Consider the following 23,872-nt stretch of genomic DNA (forward strand, 5'->3'; position numbering starts at 1 on the left):
CTGAATACCATGAAGAGCGCCTCAGGCGGACATTTCTGCTTTGCTAAAACCGGACATTACCGCTTTGCTGCTACAAAATGGAGTTTTGTGCCCATCATGATGGGCTCGTAGGTCTACAGGAACCAGCACGTGGTAGCGCCCCCCATTTTCCTGGAGGCAGGATGTGACTGAAACAAGACGTTCGTACAAAGGGTTTCACGTTGTCCTATGCGTGCCGGGCACCGTCGAACCGGGCAGGCCCTGCGGTCGCGTGGATCTCACCGCGCCAGACGGTGGTCTCGGCATCCGCTTTACGCCAGACTGGCCTAACCCGCCCGCCAGCCTGCAACAGGCCGAAGAATGGCTCTTTGCCTATGCGGCAGGCATCGTCGACTGCGAGCTGGCCGGAGGTTTTGGTATCGACCTGCACTACGATTAGGCTTGCGCCGGCATCGAAGTACAGGCTGCGCGAAGCGCGACCAGCGTGGTGGCTGCACGCATGCGCCGTACTGGCGGCGGGCCGGACGAGGACGTGAAATGCGTGACGCCGTGGCAAATGTCCTCGTCAGTGCGACATGAAGACCGGGAAGGCAGACTGGCGTAGCAGGCAGCGGGTCGATCCTCCTAGCACGAGCTCGCGCAGGCGCGAGTGGCCATAGCCGCCTGCAACGAGCAGGCCGGCCTGCACGGCGTCGACAAGCCGCGGCAGCGCCTCATCCGGGTCACCCTGCTCCACATGCAGGTCAGCCTCGACGCCGTGGCTAGCCAGCCAGGCCATGAGGCGCTGCCCGCTCTCGTGGCTCGCGTCGCTTTCATGGGTTTCGTGAGCCTGCGGCTCACGGCTTTCGTTCGCCGTCGCAACCACCAGGACAGACACGGCGGCGGCACGCGCCAGCCATGGCATCGCATCCGCTACCGCCCGGGCGGCCGCCCGCGAGCCATTCCACGCTATCGCGACGCGGCCTTCCAGGGTGACGCTGGCCAGCCCCGGCAGTAGCAGGATGGGCCGTCCCGCTTGCAGCATCACATACTCGGCAACGCCCGGCAGTCCGATGGGAATGTCGGTGTGTACGGAGGGCGGTCCGGGCAGGATAAGGTCGGCGAAACGGCCGTGTGTAGCCAGCGCCCAGCCGGCTTCAGCTTCAACCACGACATGCCGCGTTGGAATCGCCGGCGAGACTCGCCCCACCCACTCCCGCAGCGCTTCATGTTGTCTCGCAGCCAGGTGCTGGAGCTTGTCCCGTGCGAGGGCGGCATATCGTCCGGCCTCTTCCCCTGCACCGCGAAACGGCTCCAGTTGCGTCCCGGTTGCCGTGAGTCCGACCACGCTGCCGTCGAATGCCGCCGCAACCTGCGCTGCGCTCTCGACGCGCGCCGCACACGCCGGCCCATCGGTCAGGTCGACAAGGATCGTCTTGAAATTCATGGTGTGGGCCTGCTGGTTGTGAAGGATCTGCATGCTTTGATTCACCGAGCCGATACGACGCGGCCGCCCGTGGCCATGCCGCTACCAGCAAGGATGATCTTAGGACTGCGATCCTGGTTCAGCCAGATCGATTGCCACCATACTCTGCACTGGCGGCGCCAGGCTGCAGGCCGCGGCACATTTGGCACGATTCCGGTTTGCTTACAGGGGATTTCCTGTTACCTCGCAATACAGGCCATAACCTGTTCGACAGTAATACAGGCCACAGCTTGTAAAAGCGTAAAACAGGTTATATCCTGTATATCGTCAGCAAACGATGGCCGGCCATCCCGGGCCGGCAGCCGCCGATATGCACTATTCCATCCAGACACTCAGCCAGCTGCGGCCGATCCTGCAGGGCTTCAGGAAGTCCAGGGGCCTGACGCAGGCAAATATGGCGGCTTATCTCGGCGTCAGGCAGCAGACCTATGCCGAACTGGAAGCCAACCCCGCCGCGGCCAGCGTGGAGCGGCTGTTCAAGGCGCTGCGCGTGCTTGGCGTGGAGATGGTCCTTTCCCCTGCACCAGAGATCGCCATGCAGCCGGAACCGGAGCCTCCTTCCGGCACCGTGACGCCGCCGGAAGAGGATCCGCGCCGGGTGACACAGGTAGAACAGCCGAAAATGCCCGTGAAGCGCAAGGCAAGCCGGACCGCCGGCAAGACCGGCCAGCCACCGCGGGAGGACTGGTAGCCATGGCGCGCGGCACGCAAGCGAAGCGTCTCGACCTGTGGATGAACGGATTGCCGGTGGGTCACTGGGAAACCACGCCCGCCGGCGACCGGCTGGCGTATCGCGATGACTGGATTGCCGACCCGCAAGGCCGGCCGCTGTCCCTGTCATTGCCCTTTACGCCAGGCAACCAGCCACACCGTGGGCCGGCAGTCGCCAACTATTTCGACAACCTGCTGCCCGACAGCGACGCCATCAGACGGCGCATCGCGGCCCGGTACCAGACCGGCGGGACCGACGCCTTCGCGCTGCTGGCCAAGCTCGGCCGCGATTGCGCCGGCGCCCTCCAGATGCTGCCGGCGCAGGAAGCGCCGATGGCGCTGAAGCGCGTCCAGGGCCGCCCGCTGTCCGAGACGGACATCGCCACCCTGCTGCACGAGGCCACGGCCGAGCCCGTGCTCGGGCTGCGCGAGCCCATCGATGACCTGCGCCTGTCCATCGCCGGCGCGCAGGAAAAGACCGCGCTGCTGCGCTGGGACGGGCAATGGCTGTTGCCGCAAGGCAGTACGCCCACCACGCATATCTTCAAGCTGCCGATGGGACTGGTGGGCAATATGCGCGCCGACATGCGGACCTCGGTGGAAAACGAATGGCTCTGCGCCAGGATCGTCGCCGCCTTCGGCCTGCCGGTCGCTGCCTGCGAGATCGCGCGCTTCGGGGATATCAAGGCACTGGTCGTCGAACGCTTCGACCGCAAGCCCTCGGCCGACGGTTCCTGGCTGCTGCGGCTGCCGCAGGAAGACATGTGCCAGGCCACCGGGACGTCGGCATTGCAGAAATACGAGTCGGACGGCGGGCCGGGCATCCAGCAGATCGCGGAGATCCTCTCGGGCTCGCGCTCGGCGCTGTCCGATCGCCGCAACTTCTTTCTCGCGCAGATCGTCTTCTGGCTGCTCGCGGCCACCGATGGCCATGGCAAGAACTTCAGCATCAGCCATCTGCCGGGCAGCCGCTATGAAGCGACGCCGCTGTACGACATCCTGTCGGCGCATCCGATCATCGGCAAAGGCAAGAACCAGGTGGCGCCGCAACGGGCCCGGCTGGCGATGGCGTTGCACGGCAAGAATTCGCACTACGCCATCCAGGAAATCCAGCGGCGGCACTGGGTTGCCCAGGGACAGCGCATCGGCTTCCCGCCCGGCGATGTCGAGTCGATGCTCGACGAGGTCGGGTCGCAGACCAGCCGGGCCATCGACGCCGCCGCTTCAGCGCTGCCACCGGAATTCCCCATGGACCTGGCCGATGCGATCTTCGATGGCATGCGCCGGCAGCAGCGGCGCCTCGCCGCCCGAGGCTAGCGCCGGCGTTTGGACTGGTTCAGCGCCACGGCGGCGCGGACCAGCGCCTTCAGCGCTTTCTCGTCGATCTTGTCGCCTTCCTGGAAATCGATGGCGCGCCGGGTGTTGCCCTCCAGGCTGGCGTTGAACAGGCCGGCAGGATCGTCCACCGCCGCGCCCTTGGCGAAGGTCATCTTGACCACGTTCTTGTAGGTCTCGCCGGTGCAGACGATACCGTCGTGCGACCAGACCGGGACGCCGCGCCATTTCCATTCCTCGACGACTTCGGGGTCGGCTTCCCTGACCAGCGCGCGCAGGCGGCCGAGCATCTGGCCGCGCCAGTCGTCGAGTTCCCGGATCCTGGCGTCGATCAGCTCGGAAGCCGGAATGCTGTCCTGCCTGCTGTCCTGTCCCTCGCTCTTTTTCATGGCGCTGCTCCTCAAGCGGATGCCGTGCCCGCGGCACATGGCTGGCCCTGCATTGTGCCGAACCCGGCGCTCTGCCGCCACCACCGCGCCACCGGCGTCCCGCCACCGCCCTCACCTTGCCACGCCGCCCAAATCTGCCTCTAATAGTCTGAACAGGCGGGTCGGCATGACCCGGTCCGGTCAGGAGGCGAAATGCGCTGCACGCATTGCGGCTTCGCGAACCTTGCGGGCGCCAACTTCTGCGAGGAGTGCGGGACAAGGCTTGCCCGCATTTGTCCGCAGTGTGGTGCCGAAGCCACGCCCGCCGCCAAATTCTGCCGGGCCTGCGGCGTGTCCCTGGCCGATACACCAGCACCGGCACCGGCACCCGTGCCGCAGCCCCAACCGCCGCGGCCTGCTGCATCCGCCCCGGTCCATTACACCCCGCCCCATCTCGCCGAGCGCATCCTGGCGGAACAGGCCGCGATGGAAGCCCGCGGCGAGTCCGCCGGCGAGCGCAAGACCATCACGGCACTGTTCGCCGACATGGCCGGCTCGACCGCGCTGACGCAGGACATGGATCCGGAAGACGCGCGCCGCCTGATCGACCCGGTCGTGACGCTGATGATGGAGGCAGTCCATCATTACGAAGGCTATGTCGCCAAGTTCCTCGGCGACGGCATCCTGGCGCTGTTCGGCGCCCCGATCGCGCACGAGGACCATGCCCTGCGCGCGCTGTACGCCGCACTGCGCATGCAGGGCGCGATGCACCGCCACAGCGACCGGGTGCGGCTGGAGCAAGGCATCCCGCTGCAGATCCGCATCGGCATCCATACCGGCGAGGTGGTGGTGCGATCGATCCGCAAGGACGACCTGCATACCGATTACGATCCGGTCGGCCACACCATCCACATTGCCTCGCGCATGGAAGGGATTGCCACCCCGGCATCGATCCTGGTCAGCGAATCCACGCACAAGCTCGCCGAGGGCTATTTCGAGTTCACGGCGCTGGGCACCACGCACGTCAAGGGCGTGCGCGAGCCGCTGGCGGTGTACGAGGTGGTGGGCCTGGGGGCGTTGCGCACGCGCCTGCAGGTGGCCGCGCACCGCGGGCTGGCGCGCTTCGTCGGGCGCCAGCAGGAACTGGAGCACCTGCAGGAGGCGCTGGAGCATGCCAAGGCCGGCAGCGGGCGCATCGTCGCCGTGGTCGGCGAAGCGGGCGTCGGCAAGTCGCGGCTGTTCCATGAGTTCAAGACACGTTCGCAACAGGGCTGCCTGGTGCTGGAGACGTTCTCGGTTTCGCATGGCAAGGCCTTCGCCTACCTGCCGCTGATCGAGTTGCTGAAGAACTATTTCCAGATCACCGCGCAGGACGGCGACCGCGCCTGTCGCGAGAAGGTGACGGGCCGGTTGCTGACGCTCGACCGTTCGCTGGAAGATCACCTGCCCTACCTGCTCTACCTGCTCGGCACCATCGAACCGGCCTCGCCGCTGCAGACCATGGACCCGTCGATCCGGCGCCAGCGCACCTTCGACGCGATCGCCCGCCTGCTGGTGCGCGAGAGCGCCAACCAGCCGCTGATGCTGATCTTCGAAGACCTGCAATGGCTCGATGGCGAGACCGAGGCCTTCCTCAACATGATGGTCGACCATGTGCCCGCCGCGCGCATGGTGCTGCTGGTCAATTACCGGCCCGAATACACCCATCGCTGGGAAGCCGGGCCGCATTACTCGCAGCTGCGGCTGCAGCCGCTGGGTCCGGCCGAGGCGCAGGGCCTGCTGACCGCGCTGCTGGGCGAGGACCAGAGCCTGGTGCCGCTCAAGCGCCTGATCCTCGACAAGACCGAAGGCAACCCGTTCTTCATGGAGGAAGTGGTCCAGACGCTGTCCGAGGAAGGCGCGCTGCTGGGCCAGCCCGGCTGCTACCGCATCGAGCAGGCGCCGGCGCTGCTCCATATCCCCACCACGGTCCAGGGAGTGCTGGCCGCGCGTATCGACCGGTTGCCGCTGGCGCAGAAAGAACTGCTGCAGACGCTGGCAATCATCGGCAAGGAATTCCCGCAGAGCCTGGTGCTGCGGGTGGCCGGGCTGGAGGGCGACCGGCTGCATCCGCTGCTGGCCGACCTGCAGGCCGCGGATTTCATCCACGAACGGCCGGCGTTCCCGGAAGTCGAGTACGCCTTTAAGCACGCGCTGACCCAGGAAGTCGCGGGCAATTCGCTGCTGACCGAACGGCGCAGCGCCTTGCATGAAATCACGGCGCGGGCGATCGAGGACCTGTTCCAGGGCCGGCTCAAGGACTATTGCAGCGAGCTGGCCCACCACTACAGCCTCAGCGGCAACGTGCCCAAGGCGGTCGAATACCTGCACTGCGCCGGCCAGCAGGCGCTGCAGCGCTCGGCGCAGGCCGAAGCGATCCGGCACCTGAGCACCGCCATCGAGCTGCTGAAGCGCCAGCCCGATACGCCCGAGCGCGCGCGCCAGGAACTGACGCTGCTGCTGACCCTCGGGCCGGCACTGATGGCGGCGCGAGGGCAGGCGTCGCCGGAAGTCGAGGCCAATTACCGGCGCGCGCTGGCGCTGTGCGAACAGGGACGGCAGACGCCCTACGTCTTTTCCGCGCAGCTTGGCCTGTGGGCCTTCTACCAGCTGCGTGCGCAGTACCGGGTGGCGTTGCCGCTCGCCAAGCGGCTGCTCGGCCTGGCGATGCAGTCGCAGCGTCCCAAGCAGCTGGCCGAAGGCCATCGCGTGCTGGGCGCCACGCTGTTCCGGATGGGCAAGCTCGACGCGGCGCGCTCGCATATGGAGACGGTGCTAGCCCTGCCCCACCCCGACGCGCAGGCTTATGACTTCCTGATGGGCTATGGGCGCGATCCGACCGTGCACGCGACCAGCACGCTGGGCTGGATCCTGTGGTATCTCGGCTGTCCCGACCATGCCCGCGCGCTGTGCCAGGAGGCGCTGGTGATGGCGCGCGCGCGGCCCGATGCCTACAACCTGGCGCTGTGCCTGGTATTTGCCGCGGAAGTGCACCAGTGCCGGCGCGAGGCGCAGCTGGCACGCGAGTATGCCGAGGCCGCGATCGCGATCTCCGGCGAACAGGGTTTCCCGATCTACCTGGCGTGGGCCACGGTGGTGCAAGGCTGGGCCATGGCGGAGCTGGGAGAGGTCGAAAAAGGGATCGCCCGCATCCGCCATGGCCTGGCCGCCTATGAGGCCACCGGCGCGGTACTCGGCACGCCCAACCTGTTGTCGCTGCTGGCCGACGCCTGCAACAAGGCCGGACAGACGGACGCCGCGCATGAAGCGCTGGGGCGCGGTCTGGCGCTGGCCGAAGAGAACGGCGAGCGGCTCGACGAAGCCACGCTGTGGCGCCTGCGCGGCGACATGCTGTGCCGGCTGCAGCCGGACGAACACCAGCAAGCGGAAGCCTGCTTCCGGCAGGCACTCGACATCGCCACCGGGCAAGGCTCCAGGATGCTGGCGCTGCGCGCCGCGCTAAGCCTGGCCAGGCTGTGGCACGCCCAAGGCAAGACCGGCGTGGCGCGCGAGACGCTGGCCCGGCACCTTGCGCCGCTGACCGAAGGCAGCGACACCGCCGACCAGCAGGAGGCCGCCGCGCTGCTGGCGGCGCTGGGAGGCGAGGTATCGGACACTGCAGGCGGCACCCCCGACGGCACCCCAGCCGGCACCTCAACCCCTGCGCGCCCATGACCCAGCTCCAGGCCCGCCTGCTGCAGGACCGCTTCGTTGCCGTGTGGACGCGCGCGGGCGGTGCGCGTGCGCTCGATGCCTATGCAGATCTTGCCGGCCGCTATGGCGAGCCGGGCCGCCATTACCATACCCTCGACCACATCCGCCGCTGCCTGCGCGACCTGGATTGGGCACGCGGCGCCATCGCTGTGGCCGACGCCGAGGCGGTGGAACTGGCGCTGTGGTGCCATGACGTCATCTATGTGCCCGGCGCGACCGACAACGAAGCGCGCAGCGCCGGCTGGATCCTGCAATGGGGGGCCGGCATCGCCAGGATCGACCGGATCGCCGCACTGGTGCTGGAAACCGTCCACGACGGGATCCCTGCCAGCACAGCGGGCCGCTTTACCGCCGATATCGACCTGGCGGCGCTCGGCTGCAGCCGGATGCGCTTCCGCCATAACGGCGCCTGCCTGCGCGCCGAGCGCACCGACCTGGACGACCAGGCCTACGACGCGGCCGAGCGTGCCTTCCTGCGCGCGCTGCTGGACAGCCCGCGCATCTACCACACCGAGCCGTTCCACGCGCGCTACGAAGCGCGCGCGCGCGGCAACCTGGCTTGGCGGCTGGCGCAGCCGGGCCCGGGCGGCGTCACAGGAATTCGCCGCTGATGTCGATGCTGGAACGCTGGCCGATGCTGTCGTAGTGCTGCGCCAGCCAGGTCGTGGCCTGTGCCCTGCCCTGGTCGCGCAGTGCGCACAGGAAGCCCCAGTCGGCGTTGTACTTGGTCGACACGCCGAGCGCCGCCATGGTCTCGTCGGAGCGGATCGAGTGGATCCACATCTCCTTCATCTCGCGCCCGTCCACCTTGCCCTGCTGGATCAGCGCGGTGACAAAGGCAATGGCGCGCATCTCGCGCATCAGCGATGAGTTGAAGCTGAGTTCGTTGACGCGGTTGAGGATATCCGCCGCCGAGGTCGGCACCCCGTGGCGCACGATCGGGTTGATATGGACGATGACCACGTCGTGCGTCTGGCAGTGGTAGATCAGCGGAAAGATTGCCGGATTGCCGACATAGCCGCCGTCCCAGTAGTACTGGCCATCGATGCACACCGCCTGGAACAGCGTGGGAACACAGGCCGAGGCCAGCACGGCATCGATGCTCAGTTCCTCCGGCGGGAAGATGCGTATGCGGCCGGTTTCGATATTGGTCGCGCACAGGTAGAGCTGGATCGGGCAATGCTCGCGCAGCGCGGCAAAGTCCACCTGCCTGCCGAGCACTTCGCGCAGGGGGTTCAGGTTGTTGGGATTGAACTGGTACGGCGACAGCAGGCGCAGCGCAATGTCGGCCATGGCATACAGCGGCGAATGGTTCAGCCCCAGCGTATGGCCGGTCTTGAACCAGGGCATCCAGCGGAACGGGCTATAGCGCTGCGCCGAGTTCGAGATCGCCTGCCAGAACGAGTGCAAGGCCTCGCGCGCGCCGGCGCTGCCGCCTTGCAGCAGCCCGTAGGCCAGCACCGCGCCGTTCATGGCCCCGGCGCTGGTGGCGCTGACGCCCTCGATCACCAGCCTGCCGTCCTCAAGCAGACGGTCGAGCACGCCCCAGGTGAATGCGCCGTGCATGCCGCCGCCCTGCAAGGCAAGCGACACGGGTTTGTGGTCTGGCTGGTCCGGCTGCATCCGAGGCTCCCTTCCCGGCGCGCCGTGCGGTGCGCCAGGCTCCGTGCTGCGGGCGGTTATCCGTATACATCAAGTGTAGGGAATAAGCCGTTTTTCCGGCAGCCCGGCGCGTGGCCTGACGGGCGGACCGACGGCTGCACCGGCAGGCGGACCAGTGGCGGCCTTGCTGCTTGCGCCATGCCTGGACATCCCTCAGGCGCCGGCAGCGGCCATCACGACGTGCGCCTGCATCGGGCCGAAGACGGGGCCGTCTCCATATGCCGCCAGGAACGCCTGCGCGCACGCGTCGGTCGCCCGCGCCAGCGCATCGGGACCGCGCCGCTCCAGGTCCGCGCGCAGTGGCGTGCCCTGGCAGTACGCCACCGCAGGGATGCGGGCGGCATCGGCGCGGCTGGTGGCCGTGACGGTCTCGAACAGCGGCGGCGCGGTAAAGCCGCCCTGGCGCAAGTCCTGCTCGATCGCCGCCTGGCTGTGATAGCCGTGCGGCGTGCGCGCCATGAAATCCGGCGGCGACTCGGGGAACAGGCGGGCCAGCGCTGCCGCGACATCGCGGGCAAAGGCGTTGAATTCGATCCGGTCCCACACGTTGAACACCAGCGTCCCGCCGGGCACCAGCACGCGGCGCGCTTCGGCGAAGGCCCTGGCCTTGTCCGGGAAGAACATCGCGCCGAACTGGCAGGCCACCAGGTCGAAGCTGGCATCGCCGAACGGCAGCGCCATCGCGTCGGCCTCGCGCCAGGTCACGGGGCGCTCCGTGCCTTCGGCCTGGGCCCGCGCCAGCATCGGCGCATTGAGGTCGGTGGCGACGATGGCGGCGTCGGGCGCGAGCCGGCGCGCCAGCTCGCGCGTGAGCACGCCGGTGCCGGCCGCCAGTTCCAGCACACGGCGTGGATGCAGCGCGGCGATGCGTTCGGCCAGGTCGACGGCATAGGGCGCAAAGATCATGGGCACCATCAGCGACGCATACACGTCGGGGATCGCACCCGCGAAAACGTGGTCAGAGTGGTCGGCACCCGGCTGGTCGGCATTCGGCAAAGCCATGGAAGTCCCCTTGCCCGGCGTGCTGGAAGCCGGGATCGCCTCAGTGGGTGTAGGACACCTTGCCGCGAAAGTAAACCAGCCGGAACCGGTGATTTATCCGGAACGCCTCGACGACGTCCGCTCAGCCCCGGCGCGAATGCCCGCTGCGATGAAAGTCACCAGGTATTCGGACTTGCGCCGCACGTCGCCGGCCTTGAACTTGCCGCCGGAGATGCGCTCGATACGGCTGTCGAACACGCTCATCACCAGCGCCCCCACGGCAAACAGATAGGCCCAATGCGCATAGCTGGCGCTCTTGCCTGGCAGGGCCTTGCGGATCGCCTTGACGAATTCCATGGCGAACGGGTCGAAATAGTCGGCAACAATACCGCGCTCGGATTCTTTTGGATCGGAGGCCTCGCGTGCGACGAGCTTGGCGTAGGCGATGCCGGCATCGGTGTCCTGAATCCGCATCACCGGCTCCACCAATGCGCGCACGATGTGCTCGACCGCGTCCTCGCCCGCGGCGAGTGGTTGGCGCAGGGCGGCCAGCCGGGCCTCGAACAGCGTCTTGCGCCGGTCGAACAGCGCGCGGTACAGGTTGCGCTTGGTCTCGAAGTGGTAAACGATCAGCGGCAAGCCAACGTCCGCGGCTGCGGCGATATCGCGCATCGACACGCCGTCGAAGCCGCCCTCGGCGAAGAGGCGCTCCGCTGCATCGAGCACGCGCTCGCGCTTGCTCGCTTCCGGGAGTGGCAATTCCTGCGTTTCCTCCCGCGCCCTGCCCCGTGCCCCGACCGCTGGCTTCCGCGCTTCCCTGCCTTCCATGCTGCCTCCATATCGATGCGGCATTGTAGCGAACCTCTTATCGTCACATCCGCGTCCGCGTTTACCCCAGTGTAGCGCTTGACTGTACGAGTGTACAGTCCGTTTGCGCGCTACTGAACGATCGTACAGTCAGCGCAGAACGTTCACGCATTTTCAAAGGGGACCTGCCACCATGACACGCCGCTTCGTCGATCTCTCGATCTACCTGGAAAACGATGTCGTCTCCGATCCTCCCGGCTATGGCCCCCGGATCGAATACCTCTCGCACCGTGCCACCGCCGGGCAGGTCACGGCTTTCTTTCCGGGACTGAAGCCGTCCGACCTGCCGGACAGTGAAGGCTGGGCGATCGAGCGCGTCCAGCTCAATACGCACAATGGCACCCACCTGGATGCGCCCTATCACTTCCACAGCACCATGAACGAGTCATTGGGGCAGAGCGAGCGCGCCATCACCATTGACGAAGTGCCGCTGGAGTGGTGCTTCCAGCCAGGCGTGAAGCTCGACTTCACCGGGCTGGACGACGGCTATGTGGTGACCGCTAACGACGTTGATGCCGAACTCGACAGAATCGGGCATCTCGTCCGGCTGCGGCATCGGGTTCGACGCCACCATGTACCTGCTTGAACGTGGCGTGCGGCTGACCGGTACCGACGCGTGGAGTTGGGACGCGCCGTTCGTGCACACGGCCCGCAAGTATGCCGAGACACAGGACGCCTCGCTGATCTGGGAAGGCCACAAGGCGGGCCGCAACATTGGCTATTGCCACCTGGAGAAGCTGCACAACTTGGAGGCGCTGCCGCCGCATGGCTTCTACATCTCCTGCTTCCCGCACAAGATTCGCGGGGCTTCGGCCGGCTGGACCCGCGCCGTTGCCATCTTCGACGATGCCCTGAATGCCGCCTGATCCCGCCATGGAGCTGAACCACACCCATGATGCCTCCCGCCGCAGCTGGCTGGACTCGGCCAATGCGTCGGGCTGCGATTTTCCGCTGCAGAATCTTCCGCTCGGAATATTCCGTCGGCCTGGCAGCGGCGAGGCCTGGCGTGGCGGCGTAGCGATCGGCGACCAGATCCTCGACCTGGCCGCGTTGCATGGCACAGGCTGCCTGCGAGACCTGGCCGCCGAGGCTACGCGGGCCGCCGCGGCGCCGACGCTGAATGCACTGCTGGACCTGGGTCCGAGCGCCTGGCGGGCATTGCGCCACGGCGTCTTTGCGCTGCTGGAGGCAGGAGGTGTGCATGAGCGTCAAGTACGCGGAACGCTGGTGCCGCAGGCGGCGGCCGAGTTTGCGGTCCCGGTACGCATCGGCGACTACACGGATTTCTATACTTCGCTCGACCATGCCGTGAACTGCTGTCGCCAGTTCGGGCTGGAGGTGAATCCCAACTTTGACTGGCTGCCGGTCGCGTATCACGGCCGCGTGTCTTCCATCGGCGTCAGCGGCCAGCAGGTCTATCGGCCGATGGGGCAGTACCGTCCCGATCCCGGCGGAGCACCCGTGCACGGACCGTGCCAGCGTCTCGACTACGAACTGGAAGTGGGCGCGGTGATTGGCATCGGCAATGAACGTGGCACGCCTATCCCGCTGGCAAGGGCACAGCAGCACATCTTCGGGCTCTGCCTGCTCAACGATTGGTCCGCGCGCGATATCCAGGCCTGGGAGATGTAACCGCTCGGGCCGTTTCTCGCCAAGAACTTCGCAACCACGCTATCGCCCTGGATCGTCACGCTCGAAGCGCTGCTGCCTTACCGCGCGAGCTGGACACGCGCCCCGGAGCGCCCACAGCCGCTTGACTACCTTCGTTCGGCGCAGAATGAGGCGGCCGGTGCCTTTGACATCCAGCTGGGGGTTTCGATACGCAGCGCGCGTCAGTTGGCACAGGACCTGCAACCACGCACGCTGACCCGCACCAGTTTTCGCCACCAGTACTGGACGCTGGGCCAGATGATTGCTCACCACACCATGGGAGGTTGCAATCTCCAGGGCGGCGACCTGCTGGGCAGCGGCACGATCTCGGGTCCCTCGCCTGGCGAGGCCGGCGCGCTGATCGAACTCACAGTATCCGGGACGCAACCGGTCGATATCGGCAACGGCGAGCAACGCGGCTTCCTTGAGGACGGCGACACCGTCGTATTCCGCGGCTGGTGTGAGCGCCAGGACTACGCCCGGATTGGTTTCGGCGTCAACCATGCGACCGTGCTGCCGGCCCCCAGTGTGCCTGACGGTCTCTTACCCATACCGGGGCGCGCCACTCTTGCAAGACAAACCGATCAGGAGACAGACATGCAAATCGATTGGGACGTTGAAATTCCCATGGACGATGGTTTGGTAGTTCGGGCCGACGTCTTTCGCCCGAAAGAGGAAGGACGCTACCCCGTGTTGATGTCCTACGGACCGTACGCCAAGGGCCTGCCATTCCAGGTGGGATTCGCTGCGCAATGGCAATCGCTCACGACCAGGCACCCGGAAGTCCTGAAGGGAAGCAGCGGCAAGCACGCAAACTGGGAAACCGCGGATCCGGAGAGATGGGTGCCGCTGGGTTATATCTGCATTCGCGTGGACTCGCGCGGCGCTGGCCGGTCGCCGGGCGTCATCGATTGCTTCTCCCCGCGTGAGGCACAGGACTTCTACGACTGCATTGAATGGGCAGCGAAACAACCGTGGAGCAACGGGAAGATCGGCCTGGCCGGCGTTTCCTACTACGGCGCCACCCAATGGCTGGTGGCGGCGAAGCGTCCTCCGCATCTGGCCGCGATCTGCCCGTTCGAGGGGTTTTCGGACTACTATCGCGACGCCTGCCGGCACGGCGGCATCCTCAATACGTTCATGCTAGCCTGGTATCCGAAGCAGGTGGAAGCCGTGCAGCACGGTCTGGGGCGGCGCGCGGGAGTGAACCCCAACAACGGGCTGCCGATCTCCGGACCGGCAGAGCTCAGCGACGGGGAATTGCTCGCCAATCGCGTCGATATCAACGCGATGCAGTCGAACGCCGAACTCATCACTGACAGCTACTTCGACGGCCGCCGTGCGGACCTGGCTGCGATCGACGTACCGGTGCTTTCCTGCGGCAACTGGGGTGGCCATGGCCTGCACCTGCGCGGCAATGTCCAAGGCTACCTGGAGGCCGGCTCGAAGCAGAAGTGGCTCGAGTTGCACGGACTCGAGCATTGGACGGAGTTCTATACGGATTACGGCGTTGCGCTTCAGAAGCGGTTCTTCGACCACTTCCTCAAGGGCGAGGACAACGGCTGGGATCGGCAACCGCCCATCAAGATGCAGGTGCGCCACGTCGATCGTTTCGTGGAACGCGACGAGCATGAATGGCCATTGGCGCGCACGGCCTGGACGCCCATGTACCTGGACGCTGGCGCACAGGCCCTGCGCTCGGAGCCGGCCGGGACAGATTCTTGCCTCTCGTTTGACGGCATGGCAGGCAAGGTGAGCTTCAGCACCGTACCCTTCGAGCACGACACCGAGGTGACCGGCCCGCTGGCTGCCACGCTCTGGATCTCCACGACCGCCCGGGATGCGGACCTGTTCCTGACGCTGCGGGCTTTTGCTCCGGACGGGAAGGAGCACCTGATCGTGGGGGCGGTAGAACCCAACGCACCTCTCGGGCAAGGCTGGCTCAGAGCGTCGCACCGAAAGCTGGATCTTCAAGCCTCCAGGCCGTATCAGCCCGTGCACACGCACGAGGAGATCCAGCTTCTCGAACCGAATGAGATCTACGAACTGCAGGTCGAGATCTGGCCAATGTGCTTCGTCTTCCCGAAGGGCTACCGGCTGGTGTTGACTGTCGGCAGCTCGGACTTCGAGCACGACCTGCCCGGTCCCTATCCGCAGATTTATGGCAAGCCGATGCGCGGGTCGTCAGTGTTGCTGCACGATCACCCGGAGGACCGCAGGCCTGAACGATTCGCCGGTCAGGCCACCGTTTACACGGGCGCGGAGTACCCGTCGTTCCTGCTTCTGCCCGTCATTCCCGCAACACGCTGACCGAAGGCATGAGTGGCCTCAGGGCCGCCCCAGTGCCCGCGCCTCCTTCATCTGTGCGTTGGCAAATTCGAGCATACGCAGCACTTCGTCAAATACCCTCAGCGCCTGTGCCCGGTCAGGCACCTGCGGCATGCCAGCGCGGTCGGCGGCAACGCCGTCGATCAGGTCGTCCAGAAAGCCAGGCTGGCTGACTTCGATGCGCAGCAGCAGGTGCAGCAGATAGGCGCAGGCGTCAAGGCGCGAAACTTGCATGGCGGTCACGGAGCTTTCCCCCTGTAACGTTGGGCACGGCGCGCGCACCGCGCGTGGTGCGCGTCATTGCAAAAATACAGGGCACACACGGGCGAGGCAATGATCCGGATCGGCATCTCGGGCTGGCGCTACGACGGGTGGCGCGGCGTGTTCTATCCCAAGGGGCTGGTGCAGCGGCGCGAGCTGGAGTTCGCCTCGCGCGCGGTCGATTCGATCGAGATCAACGGCTCCCACTATGCGCTGCAGACGCTGCGCAGCTATCGCGCGTGGTACGAGGCCACGCCCGAGGATTTTGTCTTCAGCGTCAAGGGATCGCGCTACCTGACGCACATGCTGCGCGTGCGTGACGACAAGACCCGCACGGCCATGGCCAACTTCCTGGCGTCCGGCGTGCTGGCGCTGGAGGAGAAGCTGGGCCCGCTGCTGTGGCAGTTCCCGCCAAACTTCGCCTTCGATCCCGAGCGGATGGAGCGCTTCCTCGCCCTGCTGCCGCACGACACCCACAGCGCGCGCGAACTGGCGCGCGAGCATGACAGCCGGGTCAAGCAGCCCTGGTGCGAGACGCGGCGCCGGCGCCGGATCCGGCACGCCGTGGAAATCCGGCACGACAGCTTCTGCACGCCGGATTTCCCCGCGCTGCTGCGGCGCCATCGCGTCGCGCTGGTGATCTCCGACGCCGTGGCTGAGTGGCCTTACGCCGAAGACGTCACCAGCGATTTCCTTTACTTGCGGCTGCATGGCAGCCAGACGCTGTACGGTGGCAGCTACTCCGACAAGGCGCTGCACCGCTGGGCGGCGCGGCTGGGCAAATGGGCGAGCGGCCACGAACCGGCCGATGCGCAGCGGATCTCGCCCCGGCGCCCGCGCAAGGCGGCGCACCGCGACGTCTACTGCTATTTCGATAACGACCAGAAGGTCAAGGCGCCGTTCGATGCGCAGCGCCTGATGCGCATGCTGCGGAAGGAATGAGGAATTGAGGCTGGCCTCAGTCGCGGATGCGCGGCATCCAGCCGCTGCCGCGCGTGCGCGGGTCCACCGGCAGCTGGCGCTGCAACGCGGCCTTGGACAGCATATGGGCACTGATCGGCGCGGTCAGGAACAGAAACGCGGTCACCAGCAGCTCATGCAGGCTGGCATCGCCGCGGAAGCTGAAATACGCCACCGACGCCAGCACTACACCACCCACGCCCAGCGTGGTCGACTTGGTGGGCCCGTGCAGGCGCATGAAGAAATCCGGCAGGCGGAACAGCCCGATCGCCCCCACCAGCATGAATACGCTGCCGATCAAAAGCAACGCGCAGACAACGAATTCCGCGACGGGATGCAGCATGGCCGTGGCTCCCTAGTATTCGATGATGTCGCCGCGCTGCAGGTACTTGGACAGCGCCACCGTGCCGACGAAGCCCATTACGGCGATCAAGAGCGCAGCCTCGAAGAACATCGCCGAATCCAGGCTGATGCCCACCAGCACGATCAGCGCGATGGCGTTGATATTGAGCGTATCGAGCGCCACGATGCGGTCCGGCAGGCTGGGCCCGCGCAGCAGCCGGGCAAAGGTCAGCAGGAAGGCCAGCCCAAGGATGACCAGGCACACCGGTATCACGATGGCAAGCATTGGAAGATCTCCTTCAATGGGACTTCATAGCGCGACTTGATGCGTTCGACCAGGGCCGCCTCTTCTTCGAGGTCCAGCACGTGCACCAGCAGCGCGCGCCGGTCGTCGCTCAGTTCGGCGCACAGCGTGCCGGGGCTCAGCGAGACGATGCTGATCAGCGCGGTGGTGGCCAGTTCGTGCTCCACGTCCAGCGGCACCACGATAAAGGCCGGCCGCAGCCGCGCCGTGCGGCCCAGCACCAGGACGGCTACTTCGATATTGGCCATGACGATATCGATCAGCACATGGATGCCCAGGCGCAGGATCAGGTCGGGACGCGACAGCCGGAACGCGCCCAGCACGAGCCAGCGGTCGGCCAGGCGGCCAATGGCCCAGCCGAGCATCGCGCCCAGCAGCAAATGGCCGGGCGCGATGCTGTTGGTCAGCATCAGCCACATGAGCAGCAGGATCAGGCTGAGCCAGGGATGCGGCAGCAGGCGATGCAGCATGGCCTACTCCTTCTGCGCGGGCAGCACGGCCCGCAGGTAGGCCGCGCGGTCCAGCAGTTGCGCGGCGGCGTCCGCCATATATTCGGTGGCCGGCCGCGCATACACGGTCAGCGCGACGTTGCCCGCCAGCAGCAGCGCGCAGCAGGCCAGCTTGCGCGGATCCGGCCGCATGCGGGAGCGCGCGGCAAAGGGATGGCCCTCGTCGAGATACTCGGCGCCTTCCGGTACTTGCGCTGCCTCGTGCGGCAGGCGCCACAGCAGCCGCGTGCCGGTGCGCGACGCCGCGATCAGCAGCAGCAGGCTCGACACCAGCACCACCGGCCACAGCGCAGGCATCCACGGCACCGGGGTCGCGCGCAGGATCATGGCCTTGCCCAGGAAGCCCGACAGCGGCGGCAGGCCCACCGCCGCGAGCACGCCGACCAGGTACAGCACGCCGGCCAGCCGCGAGGCCACTGGCGGCGCGCCATCGCGCGCGGGATCCGGCTCCAGCGCATCGGCCAGCAGGAACAGCCCGGCCGTGCACAGCGTGGTGCTGGGCAGGTAGTACAGCGCGGCGGCCCAGCCGGCCTGCGTCTGCATCGCCACGCACGCCGACAGCAAGCCCACCGATGCCACCACCAGGTAGCTTGTCATCGCGCGCAGCGTGCGGGCGGCCACCGCGCCGATGCCGCCGATCGCCAGCGTCACCAGCGCCAGCGGAAACACCCAGTCATGCAGGAACGGCCCCAGCAAGCCCTGCTCGCCGCCGAACAGCAGCGCGGCACAGCGCAACATGGCGTAGATGCCGACCTTGGTCATGATGGCGAACAGCGCGGCGACCGGGCCGGTGGCGCTGGCATAGGCGCGCGGCAGCCAGAAATACAGCGGGAACAGCGCCGCCTTGAGCCCGAACACCAGCATCAGCATGACGCCGGCGGCCACCGCGAGCGGCAGGTCCTGCGCCGGCAGGCCGGCCAGCCGCAAGCCCAGGTGCGCCATGTTGAGCGTGCCGCTGAGCCCGTACAGTACCCCGATCGCCACCAGGAAGAACGACGACGCGACCAGGTTCAGGATCACGTAATGGAGCCCGGCGCCGATGCGCGCGCGGCCGGCGCCATGCACCAGCAGCGCATAGGACGCGATCAGCAGGATCTCGAAGAAGACGAACAGGTTGAACAGGTCGCCGGCCAGGAACGCGCCGTTCAGGCCCATCAACTGGAACTGGAACAGCGCATGGAAATGCCGCCCCTGGCGTGCGGTGCCATCACCTGCCGCGGCGAGCGCCGCGAGCGCCAGCACCGCGGCCAGCACCAGCATCATGGCGCCGGCGCGGTCCAGCTGCAGCACGATGCCGAACGGCGCGGCCCAGTTGCCCATCGCATAGACGTCGAGGGCGCCCGTTGCCGCATGCTGCATCAGCATGACGGCCACCGGCAGCAGTAACAGCGTCGCTACCGCGGACACTGCACGCTGCGCGCGCAGGGCCTGCGCCGGCATCGCCGTCAGCAGCGCGCCCGCGAACATCGGCAGCAGGATGGGAAGCAGCACGGCGTGGCTCATGGCCGTGGCCCTCGCGCTTCATCGTCGCCATCCGGGTCAGGCACCGTGGCGCCGTCCGGCTCGCCGGCGGCATCGACATGGTCGCTGCCGGTCAGTCCCAGCGAACGCAGCGCCAGCACCACGGCAAACGCCGTCATGCCGAACGCGATCACGATGGCGGTCAGCACCAGCGCCTGCGGCAGCGGATCGGCGTAGCTGGCGCCGGGCACGATCACCGGCGGCTTGCCGATCGACAGCCGGCCCATGCCGAGCAGGAACAGGCTGACCGCATACGACAGCAGCGTCAGGCCCAGCACCACGGTGAAGACGCGCTCGCGCAGCAGCAGGTAGATGCCGCAGGCAGCCAGGATGCCGATGGTCACGGCGTAGAGGGCGGCCATCAGTCGTCCTCCGTCGCGCGCGCCGGCGGCAGGTTGCGCACGCCAAGATGCGAGATGATGACCAGCGTGGTCCCGGTCACGGTGCAGAACACCCCAAGGTCAAAGATCATGGCCGTGGCCAGCTCGATTTCGCCGATGCCCGGCAGGTGGAAGTGCCCGAACGCCGTGGTCAGGAACGGGTAGCCGAAGGCCAGGCTGCCGAGACCGGTCAGTCCCGCCAGCAGGATGCCGGCGCCGGCAATGGCGCGGTAGTCCGGCGCGATGCGCGCCTCTGTCCAGCGCACGCCGTTGGCCACGTACTGCAGCAGCAGCGCCACCGACGTGATCAGCGCCGCGATAAAGCCGCCGCCGGGCAGGTTGTGCCCGCGCAGCAGGATATACACCGCCACCAGCAGCGTCAGCGGCAGCATCAGCCGCGCCAGCATGGCCAGCAGCAGCGGATGCGCCTGGCTGGTCCAAGGCAGCCCGTCCGGCGCGGCCGACGGCGTCGGCAGGCGCATGCCCTTGAGCAGCGCCTGCACCCCCAGGCCGGCGATCAGCAGCACGCAGATCTCGCCCATGGTGTCGAAGCCGCGGAAGTCGACCAGAAGCACGTTGACCACGTTGTGGCCGCCGCCGCCCGGTACCGCCTGCTCGATATAGAACGCGGACACCGGGTCGTACGGGCGCGTCATCACCGCGTAGGCCGCCACCGCCAGCAGCGTGCCGCCGCCCAGTGCCAGCGCTACATCGCGGGTGCGGCGCGCGGCGCCGCCCTGCCCGGCCATCTCGCGCGGCAGGTAGAACAGCGCCAGCACCAGCAGCAGCACCGTCACCACTTCCACCGACAGCTGCGTCAGCGCCAGGTCCGGTGCCGAGAAGCGCAGGAATACCAGCGACACCATCAGCCCGCAGCCGCTGAGCAGCACCAGCGCCGCCAGCCGTTGCCCGTGCGCGACCACCACCGCAATTGCCAGCGCCGACAGCAGCACCAGAGCGGCAGTGCCCATCGGGTCGAGCGCGCCGGCCGGGACGGTGCCCGCGAGCGCATCGAGGTCTGCCAGGAACCAGGCCGGCAGCGCCAGCATTGCCAGCAGCATCCAGGCGATATAGCCCGGCAGCGAGCCGCGCTCCAGCGTGCGCGTGATCGCGGTGGCCATGCGCTCGAGCGCGCGCATGGCACTCTCGAACGAGCGGCGCGCATTCAGGTGCTCGAGCGACTGCTGCCAGCGGCGCAACGCGTCGCGGCGCAGGAAGAACAGCGCCGCGCCGCCTGTCATGGACAGCAGGCTCATCACCAGCGGCAGGTTGACGCCATGCCACAGGTTCAGGCTGTATGGGGGCAGCGGCGCGCGCAGCGTGGCCAGCGACGCCGCCGCCAGCAGGGTGCCAACCGTGTAGGCAGGCACCAGCCCTACCACCAGGCAGATCACCACCAGGAATTCCACCGGCACCTTCATGAAGCGCGGCGGCTCGTGCGGTGGATAGTTGGGGACGTCGGGCTGCCTGCCGCCGAAGAACACGCCGTAGATGAAGCGCAGCGAATACGCCATCGTGAGCGCGCCGGCCATGGTTGCCGCAGCCGGGATGACCCAGTTGAAGTCGCCCAGCAGGCCCTGCGCCAGCGTCTCGCCAAAGAACATTTCCTTGCTGAGGAAGCCGTTGAACAGCGGCACGCCCGCCATCGACAGCGACGCCACGATCGCCAGTACCGCCGTATGCGGCATGTAGTGCGCCAGCCCGTGCAGGCGGTCCAGGTCGCGCGTGCCGGTCTCGTGGTCGATGATGCCGGCGGCCATGAACAGCGACGCCTTGAACACGGCGTGGTTGATGATGTGGAAGATCGCCGCCACCGTGCTGAGCTGGGTATCGAGCCCGAACAGCAGCGTGATCAGCCCCAGGTGGCTGATGGTGGAATACGCCAGCAGCCCCTTGAGGTCGCGCTGCAGCAGCGCCATCGCCGCGCCGAAGATCAGCGTGGCCAGCCCGGTCATGCTGACCAGGTAGAACCAGCCGTTGGTGCCGTCCAGCACCGGGTACAGCCGCGCCAGCAGGAACACGCCGGCCTTGACCATGGTGGCGGAGTGCAGGTACGCGGATACCGGCGTGGGTGCGGCCATCGCCTGCGGCAGCCAGAAGCTGAACGGGAACTGCGCCGACTTGGTAAACACCGCCAGCAGGATCAGCACCAGCATCGGCATGTAGAGCGGATGGTGCTGCACGCTGCCGGCCTGCGCCAGCACCGCCGACAGCTCGAAACTGCCGCAGATATGGCCCAGCAGCAGCACCCCGGCCAGCAGCGCCAGACCGCCGCCGCCGGTGACGGCCAGGGCCATGCGCGCGCCCTGGCGGGCATCGCCGCGCCACGACCAGAAGCCGATCAGCAGGAACGACAGGATGCTGGTCAGCTCCCAGAACACCGCCAGCAACAGCAGGTTGCCGGCCAGCACCACGCCCAGCATGGCCGCCATGAACAGCAGCAGCAGGCAGAAGAAACGCACGGCCGATTCATTGCGCGCGAGATAGTAGCGCGCGTACAGGATCACCAGCAGGCCCACGCCCACCACCAGCAGCGCAAACAGGTAGGCCAGGCCGTCCAGGCGCAGCGACAGGTCGAGTCCCAGCGCAGGCAGCCAGCTCACGCGCCAGGCCAGGCCGTCCCCGGGCTGGTCGAAGACCGCCCCACGCAACTGCAGCAGCAGCAGCAGCAGCGCGGCCAGCGGCAGGCCGACGATGACGGGCGCCACCAGCCGCGGCGCGCGCATGCCGATCACCCAGGTCAGTCCCGCGGCAAGCAGCGGCAACGCGAGCAGCAGCGGCAGTTCCATGGGCGCCGCCTCAGGCCGCGGCCGGCGCGCGCGGCGGGCCGGGTCTGCCCCGCACCGGCGAGGCATGGGCAACATGCACGGACACGGGCCGGGCCAGCGGCGGGCGACTGGCCTGGCGGCGGGCGGCGGCAACGCTGTCGGACGATCCGTCCATCGCGAGTACGGCGACTGTCATGGGCAAAGATCCAGGCTTGGCAATGCAGCGGGCAGGCGTGCCCCCTACTTTCCGGATTCCGGGGGTATTGCGCAAGTCATGCCTGCCCTGCCAGTGGCTGCACGAAAGAATTCATCGCCCTGCATAACTTGCTGAATGCGCACTGCCGAGCAAGAGAACCGGCCCGGCAATCGATACATGACCGCTATCGCCCGCCAACAAATGAATATTGGACGCGGCCGGCCCGCCTGCCTTAGCCTTGGCGCCAGCAACCGAACCCGATGCCCCCGGAGACCCCCATCATGAGCAACTTCCTCCTCTACGAGCAGGACGGCCACATCGTCACGCTGACGATGAACGAGCCCGAGCGCCGCAACCCGCTGACCGGCAACACCGCGGTGCCGGAGTTCCTGGCCGCGATCGAGCGCATCCATGCGGACCGCAGCGTGCGCGCCGTGGTCATCACCGGCGCCGGCACGGCGTTCTCGTCGGGCGGCAACATCAATGACATGGAACGCCAGGCCTCCGGCCAGGTGCCGGGCATGGAGATCCGGCAGGACTACCGCTGCGGCATCCAGCGCCTGCCGCTGGCGCTGTTCAACCTGGAAGTGCCGGTGATCGCCGCGGTCAACGGCGCCGCCATGGGCGCGGGGCTGGACCTGACCTGCATGTGCGATATCCGCATCGCCTCCGAGCGTGCGCAGTTTGCCGAGTCGTTCGTCAAGCTGGGCATCATCCCCGGCGATGGCGGCGCCTGGCTGCTGCCGCGCGTGATCGGACTGTCGCGAGCCGCCGAGATGACCTTTACCGGCCAGGCGATCGATGCGAAGACCGCGCTGGAATGGAACCTGGTGTCGCGCGTGGTGGCGCCCGAGGCACTGCTGCCGACCGCATACGAGCTGGCCGGGCGCATCGCCGCCAACCCGCCGCACGCGGTGCGGCTGGCCAAGCGGCTGATGCGCGAGGCCATGCACACCCGCCTCGACACGCTGCTGGAATTGTCGGCCGGCTTCCAGGCCCTGTCGCACCAGACCGCCGACCACCGCGAGGCGGTGCAGGCGTTCCTGGACAAGCGCGCGCCGGTGTTCAGCGGCAACTGACCCGACTGGCAGCCCAGCCAGCTTCAGGCGGATTGCGTTTCCGCCGCCTTGAGCTGGTTGACCAGCGCCACGTAATCGCGCATGGCCTGCTCGCGCGGCAGGCCACGCCGGGCAGCCCAGCGTCGTACTTGGCGCGCCCGACCATGTCCATCATGAGCGCATAGAGCGACAGCAAGGTATCGTTGTCGGGTGCCTGGCGCAGCGTCTTCGACAACGCGGCGGCCTCGAAGGCCTCAATCGTTTTCAAGGCCGGGCCCGGTCCCTGCACCGCCGGCGTGCCGCCGAAATGCGCATCTTCCAGCGCGACTTCGTCCGGGAACCACCGCGCCTCCAGCAGCTTGCCATCGCGCAGCGCAAAGGCCAGCACGCCCTGCGAGGCCAGCGTGCCGCTGCGCAAGGTCGCGGGCACCACGGCCATGCCGGTGTTGAGCACCGGCGCGCCGAGGGCGGCGA

Annotated in this window: 21 protein-coding genes and 3 pseudogenes; 10 read left to right on the forward strand and 14 right to left on the reverse strand. The window is 67.4% G+C overall.

Going from position 1 to position 23,872, the window contains the following annotated elements:
- The first annotated feature begins 250 nt into the window (after window positions 1-250).
- The gene (locus J8I34_RS01305) at window positions 251-418 is read left to right on the forward strand and encodes a hypothetical protein (RefSeq protein WP_245175715.1); all 168 of its coding nucleotides are present in this window, start codon (window positions 251-253) and stop codon (window positions 416-418) included.
- Between the two features lie 126 nt (window positions 419-544).
- Here the strand turns inward: J8I34_RS01305 and J8I34_RS01310 are convergent, their stop codons facing one another.
- Window positions 545-1,438, reverse strand: a complete 894-nt coding sequence (locus tag J8I34_RS01310; protein ID WP_232232522.1) for a universal stress protein — start codon at window positions 1,436-1,438, stop codon at window positions 545-547.
- A gap of 316 nt (window positions 1,439-1,754) precedes the next feature.
- Here J8I34_RS01310 and J8I34_RS01320 point away from each other — a divergent pair, with 316 nt between their 5' ends.
- Complete coding sequence (locus J8I34_RS01320) at window positions 1,755-2,135, forward strand: helix-turn-helix domain-containing protein (protein ID WP_209774389.1); 381 nt, start codon at window positions 1,755-1,757, stop codon at window positions 2,133-2,135.
- A gap of 2 nt (window positions 2,136-2,137) precedes the next feature.
- The gene (locus tag J8I34_RS01325; RefSeq protein ID WP_209774388.1) at window positions 2,138-3,472 is read left to right on the forward strand and encodes a type II toxin-antitoxin system HipA family toxin; all 1,335 of its coding nucleotides are present in this window, start codon (window positions 2,138-2,140) and stop codon (window positions 3,470-3,472) included.
- Here the strand turns inward: J8I34_RS01325 and J8I34_RS01330 are convergent.
- A complete protein-coding gene (locus J8I34_RS01330) occupies window positions 3,469-3,879 on the reverse strand; it encodes a DUF1801 domain-containing protein (RefSeq protein WP_209774387.1) in 411 nt (136 codons plus the stop codon). The two genes, J8I34_RS01325 and J8I34_RS01330, sit on opposite strands and share 4 nt — an antisense overlap.
- 192 nt (window positions 3,880-4,071) lie before the next feature.
- Here J8I34_RS01330 and J8I34_RS01335 point away from each other — a divergent pair, with 192 nt between their 5' ends.
- Together J8I34_RS01335 and J8I34_RS01340 are read left to right on the forward strand one after the other, a co-directional pair.
- Window positions 4,072-7,572 carry an adenylate/guanylate cyclase domain-containing protein gene (locus tag J8I34_RS01335; protein ID WP_209805175.1) on the forward strand — a complete coding sequence of 1,167 codons (3,501 nt, stop codon included), beginning with the start codon at window positions 4,072-4,074 and terminating at the stop codon, window positions 7,570-7,572.
- A complete protein-coding gene (locus J8I34_RS01340) occupies window positions 7,569-8,222 on the forward strand; it encodes an HD domain-containing protein (RefSeq protein ID WP_029050158.1) in 654 nt (217 codons plus the stop codon). Before J8I34_RS01335 ends, J8I34_RS01340 begins: the two co-directional genes overlap by 4 nt.
- Here J8I34_RS01340 and J8I34_RS01345 read toward each other — a convergent pair.
- The 3 genes from J8I34_RS01345 to J8I34_RS01355 form a co-directional block, all read right to left on the reverse strand.
- Window positions 8,203-9,234, reverse strand: coding sequence for a patatin-like phospholipase family protein (locus J8I34_RS01345; protein WP_029050159.1), 1,032 nt, complete (start codon window positions 9,232-9,234; stop codon window positions 8,203-8,205). The genes J8I34_RS01340 and J8I34_RS01345 overlap by 20 nt on opposite strands.
- A 192-nt stretch (window positions 9,235-9,426) precedes the next feature.
- On the reverse strand, window positions 9,427-10,275 hold the full coding sequence (locus tag J8I34_RS01350) for a class I SAM-dependent methyltransferase (protein WP_209774384.1): 849 nt from the start codon (window positions 10,273-10,275) through the stop codon (window positions 9,427-9,429).
- A 93-nt stretch (window positions 10,276-10,368) separates the two neighbouring features.
- Window positions 10,369-11,082, reverse strand: coding sequence for a TetR/AcrR family transcriptional regulator (locus J8I34_RS01355; protein WP_209774383.1), 714 nt, complete (start codon window positions 11,080-11,082; stop codon window positions 10,369-10,371).
- 172 nt (window positions 11,083-11,254) lie between these two features.
- Here J8I34_RS01355 and J8I34_RS01360 point away from each other — a divergent pair.
- The 3 pseudogenes from J8I34_RS01360 (at window position 11,255) to fahA (ending at window position 15,081) form a co-directional block, all read left to right on the forward strand.
- A pseudogene (locus tag J8I34_RS01360) lies at window positions 11,255-11,987 on the forward strand (cyclase family protein).
- A 7-nt stretch (window positions 11,988-11,994) separates the two neighbouring features.
- Window positions 11,995-12,321, forward strand: a pseudogene (locus tag J8I34_RS35425) (fumarylacetoacetase); the annotation flags it as partial.
- A 66-nt stretch (window positions 12,322-12,387) separates the two neighbouring features.
- A pseudogene (gene fahA / locus J8I34_RS35430) lies at window positions 12,388-15,081 on the forward strand (fumarylacetoacetase).
- Window positions 15,082-15,099: 18 nt separating this feature from the next.
- Here fahA and J8I34_RS01375 read toward each other — a convergent pair.
- Complete coding sequence (locus J8I34_RS01375) at window positions 15,100-15,342, reverse strand: hypothetical protein (RefSeq protein ID WP_371748030.1); 243 nt, start codon at window positions 15,340-15,342, stop codon at window positions 15,100-15,102.
- A gap of 90 nt (window positions 15,343-15,432) precedes the next feature.
- Here J8I34_RS01375 and J8I34_RS01380 point away from each other — a divergent pair, with 90 nt between their 5' ends.
- Window positions 15,433-16,302: a DUF72 domain-containing protein gene (locus tag J8I34_RS01380; protein WP_209805176.1), complete on the forward strand. Its 870-nt coding sequence runs from the start codon at window positions 15,433-15,435 to the stop codon at window positions 16,300-16,302.
- A 16-nt stretch (window positions 16,303-16,318) separates the two neighbouring features.
- Here the strand turns inward: J8I34_RS01380 and J8I34_RS01385 are convergent, their stop codons facing one another.
- Genes J8I34_RS01385 through J8I34_RS01415 form a run of 7 tightly spaced genes read right to left on the reverse strand, consistent with a single transcriptional unit; the run spans window position 16,319 to window position 22,340 of the window.
- Window positions 16,319-16,663 carry a Na+/H+ antiporter subunit G gene (locus J8I34_RS01385; protein ID WP_209805177.1) on the reverse strand — a complete coding sequence of 115 codons (345 nt, stop codon included), beginning with the start codon at window positions 16,661-16,663 and terminating at the stop codon, window positions 16,319-16,321.
- A gap of 12 nt (window positions 16,664-16,675) precedes the next feature.
- Complete coding sequence (locus tag J8I34_RS01390) at window positions 16,676-16,948, reverse strand: K+/H+ antiporter subunit F (protein WP_029045952.1); 273 nt, start codon at window positions 16,946-16,948, stop codon at window positions 16,676-16,678.
- Entirely contained in the window at window positions 16,933-17,436 is a 504-nt protein-coding gene (locus J8I34_RS01395) for a Na+/H+ antiporter subunit E (protein ID WP_209805178.1), read from the reverse strand. The genes J8I34_RS01390 and J8I34_RS01395 overlap by 16 nt, the downstream gene beginning before the upstream one ends.
- Window positions 17,437-17,439: 3 nt before the next feature.
- Entirely contained in the window at window positions 17,440-18,978 is a 1,539-nt protein-coding gene (locus J8I34_RS01400) for a monovalent cation/H+ antiporter subunit D (protein ID WP_209805179.1), read from the reverse strand.
- Window positions 18,975-19,358 (reverse strand): Na+/H+ antiporter subunit C, encoded by a 384-nt coding sequence (locus J8I34_RS01405; RefSeq protein WP_051320382.1) that lies wholly within the window; start codon window positions 19,356-19,358, stop codon window positions 18,975-18,977. The genes J8I34_RS01400 and J8I34_RS01405 overlap by 4 nt, the downstream gene beginning before the upstream one ends.
- A complete protein-coding gene (locus tag J8I34_RS01410; RefSeq protein ID WP_209805180.1) occupies window positions 19,358-22,165 on the reverse strand; it encodes a monovalent cation/H+ antiporter subunit A in 2,808 nt (935 codons plus the stop codon). The genes J8I34_RS01405 and J8I34_RS01410 overlap by 1 nt, the downstream gene beginning before the upstream one ends.
- Window positions 22,166-22,175: 10 nt before the next feature.
- A complete protein-coding gene (locus tag J8I34_RS01415; RefSeq protein WP_209805181.1) occupies window positions 22,176-22,340 on the reverse strand; it encodes a hypothetical protein in 165 nt (54 codons plus the stop codon).
- A gap of 281 nt (window positions 22,341-22,621) precedes the next feature.
- On the opposite strand from J8I34_RS01415, the gene J8I34_RS01420 reads away from it, so the two are divergent.
- Window positions 22,622-23,419 carry a crotonase/enoyl-CoA hydratase family protein gene (locus J8I34_RS01420; protein WP_029045948.1) on the forward strand — a complete coding sequence of 266 codons (798 nt, stop codon included), beginning with the start codon at window positions 22,622-22,624 and terminating at the stop codon, window positions 23,417-23,419.
- Here J8I34_RS01420 and J8I34_RS01425 read toward each other — a convergent pair.
- Window positions 23,406-23,852, reverse strand: a complete 447-nt coding sequence (locus tag J8I34_RS01425) for an acyl-CoA-binding protein (RefSeq protein WP_209805182.1) — start codon at window positions 23,850-23,852, stop codon at window positions 23,406-23,408. The two genes, J8I34_RS01420 and J8I34_RS01425, sit on opposite strands and share 14 nt — an antisense overlap.
- Window positions 23,853-23,872 lie beyond the last annotated feature (20 nt).

The sequence above is a fragment of the Cupriavidus phytohabitans genome (assembly GCF_017815025.1).
Classification (GTDB): domain Bacteria; phylum Pseudomonadota; class Gammaproteobacteria; order Burkholderiales; family Burkholderiaceae; genus Cupriavidus.

Coding starts and splice junctions, on each gene's coding strand:
- J8I34_RS01310 (WP_232232522.1), bottom strand. CDS start 1,438: ATGCAGATCCTTCACAACCAGCAGGCCCACACCATGAATTTCAAGACG.
- J8I34_RS01320 (WP_209774389.1), top strand. CDS start 1,755: ATGCACTATTCCATCCAGACACTCAGCCAGCTGCGGCCGATCCTGCAG.
- J8I34_RS01325 (WP_209774388.1), top strand. CDS start 2,138: ATGGCGCGCGGCACGCAAGCGAAGCGTCTCGACCTGTGGATGAACGGA.
- J8I34_RS01330 (WP_209774387.1), bottom strand. CDS start 3,879: ATGAAAAAGAGCGAGGGACAGGACAGCAGGCAGGACAGCATTCCGGCT.
- J8I34_RS01335 (WP_209805175.1), top strand. CDS start 4,072: ATGCGCTGCACGCATTGCGGCTTCGCGAACCTTGCGGGCGCCAACTTC.
- J8I34_RS01340 (WP_029050158.1), top strand. CDS start 7,569: ATGACCCAGCTCCAGGCCCGCCTGCTGCAGGACCGCTTCGTTGCCGTG.
- J8I34_RS01345 (WP_029050159.1), bottom strand. CDS start 9,234: ATGCAGCCGGACCAGCCAGACCACAAACCCGTGTCGCTTGCCTTGCAG.
- J8I34_RS01350 (WP_209774384.1), bottom strand. CDS start 10,275: ATGGCTTTGCCGAATGCCGACCAGCCGGGTGCCGACCACTCTGACCAC.
- J8I34_RS01355 (WP_209774383.1), bottom strand. CDS start 11,082: ATGGAAGGCAGGGAAGCGCGGAAGCCAGCGGTCGGGGCACGGGGCAGG.
- J8I34_RS01380 (WP_209805176.1), top strand. CDS start 15,433: ATGATCCGGATCGGCATCTCGGGCTGGCGCTACGACGGGTGGCGCGGC.
- J8I34_RS01385 (WP_209805177.1), bottom strand. CDS start 16,663: ATGCTGCATCCCGTCGCGGAATTCGTTGTCTGCGCGTTGCTTTTGATC.
- J8I34_RS01390 (WP_029045952.1), bottom strand. CDS start 16,948: ATGCTTGCCATCGTGATACCGGTGTGCCTGGTCATCCTTGGGCTGGCC.
- J8I34_RS01395 (WP_209805178.1), bottom strand. CDS start 17,436: ATGCTGCATCGCCTGCTGCCGCATCCCTGGCTCAGCCTGATCCTGCTG.
- J8I34_RS01400 (WP_209805179.1), bottom strand. CDS start 18,978: ATGAGCCACGCCGTGCTGCTTCCCATCCTGCTGCCGATGTTCGCGGGC.
- J8I34_RS01405 (WP_051320382.1), bottom strand. CDS start 19,358: ATGGCCGCCCTCTACGCCGTGACCATCGGCATCCTGGCTGCCTGCGGC.
- J8I34_RS01410 (WP_209805180.1), bottom strand. CDS start 22,165: ATGGAACTGCCGCTGCTGCTCGCGTTGCCGCTGCTTGCCGCGGGACTG.
- J8I34_RS01415 (WP_209805181.1), bottom strand. CDS start 22,340: ATGACAGTCGCCGTACTCGCGATGGACGGATCGTCCGACAGCGTTGCC.
- J8I34_RS01420 (WP_029045948.1), top strand. CDS start 22,622: ATGAGCAACTTCCTCCTCTACGAGCAGGACGGCCACATCGTCACGCTG.